Genomic DNA, 12,921 nt, shown 5'->3' on the forward strand with positions numbered 1-12,921 from the left:
ATGTCTAGTATCAAAGATGAAATTGATAACTTTCAATTCAAATTATTAAGCGACCTAATTAACAGCAATATATATGGAGGTGCTTTAAGATGGTGCAGATAACTACTGTAGATGCATCAACCATAGAGAAAATGGTGCATAAACTTGATGAGCTTTCTAAACAAAGCACTGTTATTGATCGACGTGTGCGCGCTAATGAATTTATGAAATTACTTTCTATTGAGAAAGATAAGTTTTATGGCATGATTAAGTGTGGTGAAATAGAAAATCCGATTAGATTAAGCCCAAAAGATGTTTTTTGGTATGCTTCCTACGTCAAGAAAAAGGTAGAAGAGCATAAAAAAGTAATCTGATGTAGTAGCCCGCAAATAGCGGGCATTATTTTTGCATTGTATAGGCAATCAGATTAAACGGGTAACTATACGGGTAACAATAAAATGAAATTTTCAATCACCCTTATAATTCAATAGGTTAATATGAAAATTGCACTCATTGACGATGATCAGGCTCGGGCTGACTATATCAAGACCAGTTTAATTGAACATGGCTTTGAAGTCGTTGCATGCTTTACCCTAGATCATCTCAATATTTTTAAATTAGAGCATCTTCAAGCAGACATTATTCTGCTAGATATGGATCATCCACATCGAGATGTGATCGAAAGCTGTGTCAGTAATTTTGATCTACCGACTGTTTTATTTACCAAAAACACCGATAAAGATACGATTAAACAAGCCATTGATGCTGGTATTACAGCTTATATCGTCGATGGTCTTGACCCTTCACGCCTACACACTATTTTAGATATATCAATTGAACAATATAAGAAACATAAAAAATTAGAAGGCGATTTAAAAGATGCAAAAACCAAACTAGCGGATAGAAAAGACGTTGATAAGGCAAAAGTATTGTTAATGAAATTGCATGATCTAACTGAAGATACAGCCTTTCAACTACTTAGAAAAAATGCAATGAGTCATCGAATGACCATTGGTGAAATGGCACGGCGATTACTTGATGCACAACAGCTTTTAAACAATCATACAAAGGATGAATAAATGAGCAGTTTAGAAAAAACCGAATTGCAACTTGGTTATATTCCTTTACTTGATTGTGTTGCTTTACTTTGGGCAAAAGAAAGAGGCTTTTTTGCTGAATTTGGTTTGAATGTTACCTTAGTGAAAGAAGCATCTTGGGCAAGTCTGAGAGACCGACTGGCATTTGGATTGTTAGATGCTGCACATTGTTTATCTGCAATGCTTCCTGCTGCTGCTGTTGGTGCAGATCAAATCGGTATAGCACTACAAACACCGTTAGTGTTAAGCGAAAATCGCGCATTTATTAGTTTAAGTCAAAAATTATGCTATGAGTTAGCGATTCATACTGAAGATAGCGCTGAAATTTCGGCACAAAAATTGGTCAGTTTTATTCAAGAAAACAATTCTGTCTCTTTAGCCCATGTGTTTCAGCATTCAATTCATCATTATTGTTTGAGAGAATGGTTGGCTCTAGCAGATGAAAAGCTAGCTCATTCAATTCAAGTTAAAACACTTCCTCCACCGTATATGGTTGAAGCGCTGAGCAATCATTTAATTGATGGTTTCTGTGTAGGAGAACCTTGGAACACTCAATCTGAGATACAAGGCTTGAGCCATATTATTTGCTCAAGTCAGCACATCATTCCAAATGTCGCAGATAAAGTTTTAGCTGTAACTAAAGAATGGGCGCAACAAAATCCCAATACATTAATTCATTTAACTAAAGCGATTTTAAAAGCACAGCAAGAACTTCGTGAGTTAAAAGACTTCGATCCTGTTTGGCAACTTTTAGTTAATTTTGAAGTTGTACAATTTGATTGCTCAGCCGAAGTTCATGTTGAAAAATATTTTGCGATTCAAAACATCATTCGAAACTTTATTCAGGATAGTGCAATTCCTAAAGTCGATGATTTCGAATGGCTATTTGTACAAATGAAGAAATGGAATAATTTATCATTAAAGTCAGCTTCATATACAAGTGAGGCGTTGGGTTGTTTACTACCAGAAACCTATGCTCTTGCCGCTGAATAAAAAAAAGCTGCCTTTTAAAAGGCAGCCTTGAAAGACCATTAAGAGAATATACCAATCAAAATATTCTCTTAAGTAAACATAGCTTAATTGGAACGACTTATCTTTTTCAGACAATTTCATATCATTTGCAACCATACAAAACTTCACAATTCATGTTTTTTGCCAATAAGCATATGTGATGATGCTTGTAACTATTGAGAATAGCTCTCTAGATTGAACTGAATATAGCCTTTTGCTTATGCCTACACCTTGTAGATTAATCAATCATCCCTAACATCTTTTTTTAACAACCCATTTAATTTTCAGACATAAACCTCCGCCAACTCCAAAATATAAATTTAAAATTTTTAAAAACATATATTTAAATCAAAATTACAAGATTATTATTTACTCATAATTGGCAATATACAACTTAATACTACAGTCGGCTTTCATGTCATTTTTTTTGTTTAATCAACAATTATGTAAACACGTGACTTCTGAGTTACACAAATTACATCCACGAAATAAGCGATTTCAGTTTATTATAATAAAAAATAAAACTTATTAAAATTTGTCATATTTTAACATTGCCATTTCCTTGCAAAGTTTTCATTATATGCACCATGCTTGGTATGCAGTTTTCTTCGTTGATAAAAACAATTTATATAAAAAATGCAGAATTATATGCCATAATAAGCAAACTTTGCAGACATCTTGCAAAAAACATTTGCAGTTATAGAATTGGAGCAGGCTGAATGAGCTCAACCATTTTGGTGATTCACGGACCGAATTTGAACTTGCTAGGAAAGCGCGAACCAGAAGTTTATGGTTATCTCACCTTAGATGATATTAACCAGCAACTCATCGCTCAAGCTAAAAATGTATCCTTAACATTAGAAACTTTCCAAAGTAATTGGGAAGGTGCAATTGTTGATCGTATCCATCAAGCACAAATCGATGGCGTCAAATTTATTATTATTAATCCAGCTGCACTTACCCATACATCTGTAGCTCTTCGTGATGCCCTGTTAGGTGTCGCAATACCATATATTGAAGTTCACTTGTCAAATGTTCACACTCGTGAAGCATTTCGTCACCACTCGTATTTATCAGATAAAGCCATTGGCGTGATTTGTGGCTTAGGTGCTAAGGGTTATAGCTTTGCACTCGATTACGCAATTGAAAAAATTCAATCTTCTAATTAATCCAAACATTTAGGAATGCTCACTCATGGATATCCGTAAAATCAAGAAGCTCATCGACTTGATGATTGAATCTGACTTGCAGGCGATTGAAGTTAAGGAAGGTGATCAATCCATTTCATTGACTCGTCCAACTCCAGTTTTTGCAGCGGCTCCAATTGCGGCAGCACCAACAAGCTCTACTCCAGCAGCTCCAGCAGCTAAGACCCCACGCGGCGCAGTAGAAACATCGCCTATGGTTGGTGTGTTTTATTCTGCTCCTAGCCCTGGCGAAGCACCGTTTGTGAACGTTGGTCAAACCATTTCTGCTGGTGAAACCTTGGGTATCATTGAAGCAATGAAAATCATGAACCCAATTGAAGCAACCAAGAGCGGCGTAATTGAAGAAATTTTAGTGAAAAATGGTGAAGTCATCCAATTTGGTCAACCGCTTTTCCGCTACCGCGCTTAATGAGCTTGGGGATTTCTATGTTGCAAAAAGTACTGATTGCAAACCGTGGTGAAATCGCTTTGCGAATCACGCGGGCTTGTAAAACGCTTGGTATTAAAACAGTCGGCATTTACTCAGATGCAGATAAGGATCTAATGCATCTACGTTTTGTAGATGAAGCGGTGTGTATTGGACCAGGTGCAAGTAGCGAAAGCTATTTGAATATTCCTGCAATTATTACTGCCGCAGAAATTACAGGCGCTGATGCGATTCACCCTGGTTATGGTTTCTTATCAGAAAATGCAGAGTTTGCTGAAATTGTAGAAAGTTCTGGTTTCATTTTTATTGGCCCTCGCCCTGAACATATCCGTCTCATGGGGAACAAAGTTTCCGCAATTATGGCAATGAAAAAATCAGGTGTTCCTACAGTTCCTGGTTCTGCTCACGCTGTTACGCCAAATAATGCACTTGCCGAAGCAAAAGAAATTGGCTTCCCTTTGATTGTTAAAGCTGCTTCAGGTGGTGGCGGTCGTGGGATGCGAATTGTAGAACGTGTAGATACATTACTTGAATCAGTTCAAGCCGCACAACGCGATGCAGAAATGTGGTTTGGCGATGATACGGTTTACATGGAACGTTTCTTACAGAAACCTCGTCATGTCGAAGTTCAGATTCTTGGTGATGGCAATGGTCATGCGATTCACTTATATGATCGTGACTGTTCTTTACAACGTCGTCATCAAAAAGTTTTAGAAGAAGCCCCTGCTCCAAACTTACCTGAGCAAGCACGTGCTGATATTTTAGAAGCATGTGTGAATGCCTGTAAGTTAATGCAATATCGTGGTGCTGGTACATTTGAATTTTTGTTCGAAGATGGCGAATTCTTCTTCATTGAAATGAATACACGTGTCCAAGTTGAACATCCTGTGACTGAAATGGTAACAGGTGTTGATATTATTGAACAACAACTTCGAATTGCTGCTGGTTTAGGCTTAGAGCTTGAACAAAGTCAAATCGAAGTCAAAGGTCATGCAATTGAATGCCGTATTAATGCTGAAGACCCAACGACGTTCTTGCCTTCTCCAGGAAAAATCGAAAGTTTCTATGCTCCTGGTGGCGCAGGCATTCGTTTAGATTCTCATATTTATCAAGGCTATAGTATTCCTCCATACTATGACTCTATGATTGCAAAATTGATTTCACATGGCAAAGACCGTGAAACTTGTTTAGCTCGTATGCGTCAAGCACTTGATGAAATGATTTTGACGGGTATCAAAACCAATATTCCTTTGCACAAAGATCTGATCTTAAAAGATAAGAATTTCTGTGAACAAGCAATGGATATTCATTATTTAGAAAAACATTTACTAAAGCAGCTTGAACCTAAAGCTGAAAAAGCATAAAAAAAAGCCTCTTAATATCTAAGAGGCTTTTTTTATATCTTTAGAATTTAAGGCAATACACGACGTAGTGTTGCAAAGCATTTCTCGCCTTTTTCATTAGCACAAAAATCAATCGTGTGATCATTTGACCATTTCACAAAGTACTGTGATACCTCGCCAGTCTGATCTTGTTGCTGCCCTGAACAATCCATCAGATTGTTATCGTATTTAATTTGAAGAACTAGAGCAGGTAAACGCTCTTTGTGGTCTTCCGAAGGCTGATAATCATATAAGCCGTAAGACCATTCTTGACCGCTTTTAATTACCACTTCATTTGAACCGCGAAAGTTGTAATATTCAACACATTTTTTATTATTCGGAATTTCCATCCCCCAAAGCCCCATGATCTCTGGTCGAGTGGTAACACGAATCGCATTTGCCTTAGCAATTTGTTGTGCCGCTACTTCTTTATCATTTACTACCGTCTCTGCCATAGTCCATGTTGAGCAAGCCCATAATAATCCAATAATATAAATATTTTTCATAGATTTAATTAAGTCGTCATCTAAACGGTGCATTGGGTTAAATTAGCATATTTTTTGAGAAAAACATGCATTCATAACCATATAGACACAATATTTTTATCATCTAATTTATTTGATTGTTCTGCAATTTTTTTCAGGTATTCTGTTTTTCAACGCTTCATTAATTTGATTTTACCAATAAAATAGCTTTAGGGATAAAAGCCATGAATTTTGCCGAATACGTACAATATGATGGTCTAGGATTAGCCCAGTTAATTAAAAATAAAGAAATTCATCCTTCTGAATTGTTAAAAATCGCACTAGAGCGAAGTGACAAAGTGAATCCTAAACTTAATGCCATTATTATTCCAATGTATGAGCATGCAAAACAACGCTCTAAACAAACACTTTCTGGTGCGTTTGCTGGCGTTCCATTTTTAGTCAAAGATCTATTTCAAGAATACAAAGGTATTCCTACATCATATGGAAGCCATTCGCTAAAAAAGATCAATTATACGCCTGACTTTAATGCAGAAATCGTAAATCGTTGGGAACAAACCGGGATCATTACGTTTGGTCGAACCAACACACCTGAGTTTGGTATTAAAGGAATTACTGAACCTGATGCATGGGGTTCATGTCATAATCCTTGGAACTTAAAACACAATAGTGGTGGATCTTCTGGAGGTTCAGCGTCTGCTGTAGCAGCAGGTATAGTTCCAATTGCGGGTGCTGGTGATGGCGGTGGCTCGATTCGTATTCCTGCTTCATATTGTGGTTTGTTTGGATTGAAACCCAGTCGAGGTCGTACACCATGGGGACCACAATATAGCGAAGCGATGCATGGTGCAGCGATGCAACATGTTTTATGCAAAACAGTTCGTGACAGTGCTGCGATGCTTGATGTTGTACAAGGACCTGAACAAACTTCGCTATTTAGAATAGAAACACCTCAACAAAAATATCTTGAGGTCATTCAACAAACACCCAAAAAACTCCGAATTGCATTTAGCACAAAATCGCCAATCGGCACCAAAGTTTCAAAAGATGCAATTCAAGCAGTTCAGCAAACAGCGAAATTATTAGAATCTTTGGGGCATACTGTGGTTGAGGATACCCCACTCATAAATGGTTTAGAATTAGCAAAAGACTTTATTACAACGTGGTTTAGTCAATTTACCTATATGCAAGCACAGATTAAACAAATGTCGGGTGCAACTGATCGTGATTTTGAATTGGACTCGATTGCTTTAGCTGCTTTTGGAGCAAAAACAACAGCCACCGAATATATTAATACACTCAACAATTGGGGACTTTATAGCACTCAAATGAATCTATTCTTTGAAAAATATGATCTTTATTTGACACCTAGCACAGCATCTGTCGCGCCAAAAAATGGTGAAGTGGCAACCCCTGCTTGGCAAAAACCAATTTTGAAAGGATTGCTCAAACTTGGGAAAGCCCATTATTTGGCACAAGGAAAATTGGTGGAAAAGATGGTGCAGAACAATTTAAGTTGGGTACCATTTACACAGTTGGCAAATGTCACTGGTTTGCCTGCTATGTCTGTACCGCTTTACTGGAACAAACAAGGACTACCTTTAGGTAGCCAGTTTATTGCACCATTTGGTCGTGAAGATCGGTTACTTCAACTGGCTGCACAGCTTGAACAAGCTCAATCTTGGTTGCATCAGTATAAAAATATTCAAATTTAACTCACCTTAGGCTGCTGTTTCAATTCGATTCGGCAGCCATATCACCAAGAGCAAGCCTAAAAGTACGACTAAACTTGCAATTAAGAAAATCGTTTCACCAGAAAGTATTTGCCAATAATGCCCTGCCAATAAACTTCCAGATGCAACACCCAAGCCCCACATCGTGCTATACAAAGCTTGTCCACGACCTTGTTGCTCTGCCGAAAAATTCTGAAAAATCACTTTCATTGCGATCAAATGGAATAGCCCAAAACTAAATGCATGTAGGCATTGAGTGAGCAATTGTCCAATATAATTGCTCTCTAAAATTGAGACCAAGTACCATCGTAGACTGGTTAATAGCAGACAAACGATGACCAAATTCCGCCATGAAAAGCGTGTAAAAAATACTCTTTGTGCCACAGCAAACATTACAATTTCAGCGATGACTCCCATCGCCCACAAGCTACCGATTTGGGTCGTACTAAATCCTATTTCTTTTAAAAAATTGCTATAAAAGCTATAAAAAGGCGCTAGGGAAAAAAGTAAGATAAACTCAATAATAAAAAATGCAGCAACAATAGGTTTTTTTAAAACAGGGATTAATGATTCTAATTTTTTCTGTGAACTTGGAGCATGTTCAGGTTCTTTAATCGTAAAAGACCATAAAAATGCGAGGAATGAAATTGCTAATAGCAATACTGGAAGCATAGAAATTGGGATAATTTCTAATAGTGCTCCAATCAAAAACACACCCAAAATAAAACCCACTGAACCCCATTTACGAACTTTACCATACAGTTCTGCTCGTTTTTCACCCAACCAAAATAACGTCACGCCCTCAAATTGAGCTAAAATTGCATTTTGGAAAAAGCTAAAAATTAACATCAGCAAAGCCACTGCTTGAAAGCTATTTGGAATGATAAATATTGCAAACCAAATACAGGCTTCCATCCATGTCGCAATTCTTACTAAGAGCATGCGTTTGCCAGATTTATCGGCAATCCAGCCCCAAATTAGTGGTGCAAAAAAACGTGTGATAATGGCAATCGAAGAAAGAATGCCGATTTCCTCATAATTGAAGCCCTGATCTTGTAGATACAAGTTCCAATAAGGCATGAATGTTCCAACGATTGAATAATAAAATAGGTAAAAACCACCCAATCGTGTTTGGATACTTAAATGTTTAAACAAGTCTCAAGCCTATTAAAAAAATAAAATTAACAACAAATGATCTGCCTTGTTGTTCGTGTTTAATTTTAACTGATTTAACACTTTAATTTGCTATTTATACTTTGTTTTTGAAATGGCTGCTTGTTTTGGTTATAAAAAAAGGGCTGAAAATTCAGCCCCTATTCATCTACTACAATATTTATTTAAAATTTACACATCGGCATTATATGCGACACTTGGTTGTGCGTTTCTCAACCTACGCTGCTTTAAGTAATATGCCAGCATTAAACAAAGAATCCATGCTGGAATCATCATCACGGCGATACGCATATCTGGAGTGAGTGACATCACAACGAGAATACCAAGCATAAAAATGATGCAAAGATAATTGCTAAATGGATAAGCGATACTTGGGAATTTAGTGCTCTGCCCTTGTGTCTGCATTGCTTTTCTGAACTTTAAATGAGTCCAAGAAATAACGATCCAGTTAATTACAATTGCTCCAACAACCAACATCATCAGTAAACCAAATGCTTTTTCTGGAAATGCATAATTTAACAACACACACAAAACGGTCACGAATGCCGACACTAAAACCGCATTGGTAGGAATACCATTTTTATTGATTTTTTCAAGAAATTTAGGTGCATTGCCTTGTTGTGCCAAACCTAATAACATGCGGCTACTGCAATAACTTGTCCCGTTATAAACTGAAACAGCAGCAGTCAAAATAACGAAGTTCAACATCGTTGCCACACCATGGCTATCGAGTGAAGCAAATACCATAACAAAAGGACTACCGCCATTTGCCATTTGATTCCAAGGAAATAAAGCAAATAAAATAAATAATGTTGCGATATAGAAAATCAAAATACGATAAATAATTTGGTTAACAGCTTTAGGTAAAGTTTTGTCAGGATCACGCGCTTCAGCAGCCGTAATACCAAATAGTTCAATCCCGCCAAAAGCGAAAATAATCACGGCCATTGCCATAACGAGACCTTCTACACCAAATGGAAAGAATCCACCTAATGCCCAAAGGTTACTAATACTGGCTTGTGGCCCAGCAGTGCCTGTTGCAAGTAGATATGAACCAAACCCAATCATTGCCAAGATTGCTAAAATTTTGATGATAGAGAACCAAAATTCCATTTCACCAAAAAGCTTTACATGTAATAAGTTGATACCGTTTATCAATAAAAAGAAAGCCAAGGCTGAAGCCCATGTTGGTATTTCGGGCCACCAATACTGAATATAGAGTCCAATTGCACTCAATTCTGCCATACAGACTAAAATATTGAGTACCCAATAATTCCAGCCTGACATGAAGCCCGCAAATGCCCCCCAGTATTTATAGGCAAAATGACTAAAAGAACCACTGACAGGCTCTTGTACTACCATTTCACCTAACTGCCGCATCATTAGAAACGCAATTAATCCGGCAATTGCATATCCTAAAATAACGGACGGTCCCGCAAGTTTGATTGATTGCGAAATACCAAGAAATAGTCCTGTACCAATCGCACCACCTAGCGCGATAAGCTGGATGTGCCGATTGCTTAAACCGTGTTGCAGGTTTCCTTGCTGTTGTTTTGACATATGATTATTCTCATCCTTGTCACGTAATTTTTTTGTATTAAATTACGTATATCATAAATTAATCAAGAATATCTAGCGTTGAAAGAAAAATAATTAATTTACTTTTCTCGTAACCGCGCATATAAACAGAAAATTCAATAAATAACAATTATTATGAATAATGTAATTTAATTACGTATTGCATAATTAAATTATTTAAGTATGATATAAATCATAAAGCATCATTTTTTCACTGCTCACTGTATGTCTCAAAGTCTTAAATAAAATTATATTTAGGACTTTCAACAAATTAAACAGTTGAGAAAAATTATTTAGATCGGTTTTTAAAAAATTAGAGACAAGGAAAGCAAATCATGGCAAATCAATTAACATCTTTTCTTGAAATTGATCCGCAATCAGATTTCACAATACATAATTTGCCATATGGCATTTTTAGCGAAGAACCTAAAAGCACCAAGAAAGTTGGCATTGCAATCGGTGAATGGGTACTTGATCTTGCCCTGTTAGAGTCTGAAGGTCTTTTGAATCTTGAAGGAAATATAAACTATTTCAATCAACCAACACTGAATCAATTTATCGAATCTGGTAAACAGAATTGGCAACATGTTCGCAAAACAATTCAGAGTTTACTTTCAGTAGATAATCCTATTCTTCAAGAAAATAGTGATTTGCGTAATCGTGTTTTATTCTCAAAAAATACCGTAACTTTACACCTACCAATTCAAGTGTCGGGCTATACCGATTTCTATTCATCTAAAGAGCATGCAACCAATGTTGGTACCATGTTTAGAGATCCTAAAAATGCATTATTGCCAAACTGGAGTGAGCTACCTGTTGGCTACAATGGTCGTGCAAGTTCGGTGATTGTAAGCGGAACTGATATTGTTCGCCCATCAGGTCAAATTAAACTTCCAAATAATGAGCGCCCTGTATTTTCAGCAACACGTAAGCTCGATTTTGAATTAGAAACAGCATTTATTATTGGAAAACCAACTCAGCTAGGTCAACCAATTTCAATTAATAATGCTTGGGATCATATTTTCGGAATGGTTTTACTCAACGACTGGTCTGCACGTGATATTCAACAGTGGGAATATGTTCCATTAGGTCCTTTTAATGCAAAAACCTTTGCGAGCGCGATTTCTCCATGGGTAGTGACAATGGATGCACTAGAGCCTTTCAAAGTTAAAGGGCCTGAACAACATCCAAAACCTCTTCATTATTTACAAGAAAATATTGCTACTAATAGTTATGACATTCATCTGAGTGTCGAAGTGCAAACACCTGATTCAGAACAAACAGATGTCATTTGTGAAACCAATTTCAAATATATGTATTGGTCTATGGCTCAACAACTTACACATCACACTATTGCTGGTTGTAATGTACAAGTTGGCGATCTAATGGGTTCAGGCACAATTTCTGGTTCTGCTGAAAATTCTTACGGTAGCCTACTTGAATTAACATGGAATACGACAAAACCGCTCACACTTTCAAACGGTGAAAAACGTGGCTTTTTAGAAGATGGTGATCGCGTCATCATGAAAGGCTATTGTGAAAAAGATGGTATCCGTATTGGTTTCGGGCAAGTTGAAAATACCATTCTTTCTGCACATACATTTGACTTCAATGAAACTGAGGTTGAACAGTATGAAACTGTATAGTTACTTTCGTAGCTCTGCTGCGTACCGCGTCCGAATCGCATTAAATCTTAAAAAATTGAGCTATGAAACCGAACCTGTTCATTTAGTAAAAAATGAACAGTTGCTCGAAAGTTACAAAGCGATCAATCCAAGTCAACTGGTACCTGTACTTATTGATGATGCTCATACATTTTCACAATCCATCAGTATTTTGGAATATTTGGAAGAGCAATATCCAACTCAACCTTTACTACCAAAAGACGTTATAGAACGCGCCAAAGTTCGTGCTTTTGCTCAATCGATTGCCTGTGATATTCATCCAATAAACAACTTAAGAGTTTTGAAATATTTACAAAACGATCTTTCGTTAAATGATGAACAAAAGAAATATTGGTATCAACACTGGATTGTCGAAGGCTTTAAAAGTCTCGAAGCACAATTAGAACATTCAAATGGGCAGTTTTGCTTTGGAACGCAACCCACTTTTGCAGATTGTTGTTTAATCCCTCAAGTCTATAACGCGAAACGTTTTAAAGTTGATTTGAGTCCTTTTCCCAAAATTGAATCTATCTATCAACACTGTTTAACCATTCCTGCATTTTTACATGCTGTTCCAGAACAACAACCAGATTGGGAATAAGATAAAAGGAGTTTTCTATGAGCTTTGCAATTAAAAAAATTCATCATGTAGCATATCGCTGTAAAGATGCGAAGGAAACCGTAGAATGGTATAAACAAATGCTAAACATGGATTTCATTTTGGCGTTTGCAGAAGATCACGTACCTTCAACTAAAGCATTTGATCCTTATATGCATTTGTTTCTTGATGCTGGTCAAGGAAATGTCTTGGCATTTTTCGAGCTTCCTACTCAACCTGAAATGGGTCGTGATGAAAATACTCCGCAATGGGTACAACATATTGCCTTTGAAGTGGAAGATCAAGCAACTTTGATGATTGCTAAGGAACATCTTGAATCTCAAGGCGTGAAAGTTTTGGGTGTCACCAATCATGGTATCTTCCACTCAATTTACTTCTTTGATCCAAATGGACATCGTTTAGAATTGACCTATAACGATCGTCATGCCGATGCAAAAATTGCGCGTATTACCGAAGAAATGAAACTTGAAATGTTAGATGAATGGAGTCGTACCAAACGCGCACCACACCACACACATTTCTTACATGAGGATGAGCTAGGAGCATAACTCTAAGCTCATTAGTC

The 12,921-nt window shown here is 37.0% G+C and carries 13 protein-coding genes; 10 read left to right on the plus strand and 3 right to left on the minus strand.

Features of this window, described 5'->3' with window-relative positions; genetic code table 11:
- Positions 1–89: 89 nt before the first annotated feature.
- The 6 genes from F933_RS13145 to accC all read left to right on the plus strand — a co-directional run bounded on the left by F933_RS13145 (position 90) and on the right by accC (position 5,086).
- Positions 90–353 carry a helix-turn-helix transcriptional regulator gene (locus F933_RS13145; RefSeq protein WP_005061936.1) on the plus strand — a complete coding sequence of 88 codons (264 nt, stop codon included), beginning with the start codon at positions 90–92 and terminating at the stop codon, positions 351–353.
- 123 nt (positions 354–476) lie between these two features.
- Entirely contained in the window at positions 477–1,058 is a 582-nt protein-coding gene (locus tag F933_RS13150; RefSeq protein ID WP_005054253.1) for an ANTAR domain-containing response regulator, read from the plus strand.
- A complete protein-coding gene (locus tag F933_RS13155) occupies positions 1,059–2,069 on the plus strand; it encodes an ABC transporter substrate-binding protein (RefSeq protein ID WP_005061937.1) in 1,011 nt (336 codons plus the stop codon).
- A 737-nt stretch (positions 2,070–2,806) separates the two neighbouring features.
- The gene (aroQ, locus tag F933_RS13160) at positions 2,807–3,256 is read left to right on the plus strand and encodes a type II 3-dehydroquinate dehydratase (RefSeq protein ID WP_005061939.1); all 450 of its coding nucleotides are present in this window, start codon (positions 2,807–2,809) and stop codon (positions 3,254–3,256) included.
- Between the two features lie 25 nt (positions 3,257–3,281).
- Positions 3,282–3,704 carry an acetyl-CoA carboxylase biotin carboxyl carrier protein gene (accB, locus tag F933_RS13165; RefSeq protein WP_005061941.1) on the plus strand — a complete coding sequence of 141 codons (423 nt, stop codon included), beginning with the start codon at positions 3,282–3,284 and terminating at the stop codon, positions 3,702–3,704.
- Positions 3,705–3,721: 17 nt separating this feature from the next.
- Positions 3,722–5,086 (plus strand): acetyl-CoA carboxylase biotin carboxylase subunit, encoded by a 1,365-nt coding sequence (gene accC / locus F933_RS13170; protein ID WP_034711088.1) that lies wholly within the window; start codon positions 3,722–3,724, stop codon positions 5,084–5,086.
- A gap of 47 nt (positions 5,087–5,133) precedes the next feature.
- Here accC and F933_RS13175 read toward each other — a convergent pair whose 3' ends face one another.
- The gene (locus tag F933_RS13175; RefSeq protein WP_034711195.1) at positions 5,134–5,610 is read right to left on the minus strand and encodes a hypothetical protein; all 477 of its coding nucleotides are present in this window, start codon (positions 5,608–5,610) and stop codon (positions 5,134–5,136) included.
- A gap of 203 nt (positions 5,611–5,813) precedes the next feature.
- Here F933_RS13175 and F933_RS13180 point away from each other — a divergent pair, with 203 nt between their 5' ends.
- Positions 5,814–7,304: an amidase gene (locus F933_RS13180; protein ID WP_005061947.1), complete on the plus strand. Its 1,491-nt coding sequence runs from the start codon at positions 5,814–5,816 to the stop codon at positions 7,302–7,304.
- 6 nt (positions 7,305–7,310) lie between these two features.
- On the opposite strand, the gene F933_RS13185 is transcribed toward F933_RS13180, so the two are convergent.
- Together F933_RS13185 and F933_RS13190 are read right to left on the minus strand one after the other, a co-directional pair.
- The gene (locus tag F933_RS13185) at positions 7,311–8,477 is read right to left on the minus strand and encodes an MFS transporter (RefSeq protein WP_212749954.1); all 1,167 of its coding nucleotides are present in this window, start codon (positions 8,475–8,477) and stop codon (positions 7,311–7,313) included.
- Positions 8,478–8,666: 189 nt separating this feature from the next.
- Positions 8,667–10,055: an amino acid permease gene (locus F933_RS13190; RefSeq protein WP_005061951.1), complete on the minus strand. Its 1,389-nt coding sequence runs from the start codon at positions 10,053–10,055 to the stop codon at positions 8,667–8,669.
- A 353-nt stretch (positions 10,056–10,408) separates the two neighbouring features.
- On the opposite strand from F933_RS13190, the gene fahA reads away from it, so the two are divergent.
- The 3 genes from fahA to F933_RS13205 are packed head-to-tail and all read left to right on the plus strand — an operon-like array spanning position 10,409 to position 12,904.
- Positions 10,409–11,719: a fumarylacetoacetase gene (gene fahA / locus F933_RS13195; protein ID WP_005061953.1), complete on the plus strand. Its 1,311-nt coding sequence runs from the start codon at positions 10,409–10,411 to the stop codon at positions 11,717–11,719.
- On the plus strand, positions 11,706–12,338 hold the full coding sequence (gene maiA, locus F933_RS13200; protein ID WP_005061955.1) for a maleylacetoacetate isomerase: 633 nt from the start codon (positions 11,706–11,708) through the stop codon (positions 12,336–12,338). The genes fahA and maiA overlap by 14 nt, the downstream gene beginning before the upstream one ends.
- 17 nt (positions 12,339–12,355) lie before the next feature.
- Positions 12,356–12,904 (plus strand): VOC family protein, encoded by a 549-nt coding sequence (locus F933_RS13205; RefSeq protein ID WP_005061957.1) that lies wholly within the window; start codon positions 12,356–12,358, stop codon positions 12,902–12,904.
- The last annotated feature ends 17 nt before the right edge of the window (positions 12,905–12,921 follow it).

Source organism: Acinetobacter beijerinckii CIP 110307 (assembly GCF_000369005.1).
GTDB lineage: Bacteria > Pseudomonadota > Gammaproteobacteria > Pseudomonadales > Moraxellaceae > Acinetobacter > Acinetobacter beijerinckii.

Coding starts and splice junctions, on each gene's coding strand:
- F933_RS13145 (WP_005061936.1), top strand. CDS start 90: ATGGTGCAGATAACTACTGTAGATGCATCAACCATAGAGAAAATGGTG.
- F933_RS13150 (WP_005054253.1), top strand. CDS start 477: ATGAAAATTGCACTCATTGACGATGATCAGGCTCGGGCTGACTATATC.
- F933_RS13155 (WP_005061937.1), top strand. CDS start 1,059: ATGAGCAGTTTAGAAAAAACCGAATTGCAACTTGGTTATATTCCTTTA.
- aroQ (WP_005061939.1), top strand. CDS start 2,807: ATGAGCTCAACCATTTTGGTGATTCACGGACCGAATTTGAACTTGCTA.
- accB (WP_005061941.1), top strand. CDS start 3,282: ATGGATATCCGTAAAATCAAGAAGCTCATCGACTTGATGATTGAATCT.
- accC (WP_034711088.1), top strand. CDS start 3,722: ATGTTGCAAAAAGTACTGATTGCAAACCGTGGTGAAATCGCTTTGCGA.
- F933_RS13175 (WP_034711195.1), bottom strand. CDS start 5,610: ATGAAAAATATTTATATTATTGGATTATTATGGGCTTGCTCAACATGG.
- F933_RS13180 (WP_005061947.1), top strand. CDS start 5,814: ATGAATTTTGCCGAATACGTACAATATGATGGTCTAGGATTAGCCCAG.
- F933_RS13190 (WP_005061951.1), bottom strand. CDS start 10,055: ATGTCAAAACAACAGCAAGGAAACCTGCAACACGGTTTAAGCAATCGG.
- fahA (WP_005061953.1), top strand. CDS start 10,409: ATGGCAAATCAATTAACATCTTTTCTTGAAATTGATCCGCAATCAGAT.
- maiA (WP_005061955.1), top strand. CDS start 11,706: ATGAAACTGTATAGTTACTTTCGTAGCTCTGCTGCGTACCGCGTCCGA.
- F933_RS13205 (WP_005061957.1), top strand. CDS start 12,356: ATGAGCTTTGCAATTAAAAAAATTCATCATGTAGCATATCGCTGTAAA.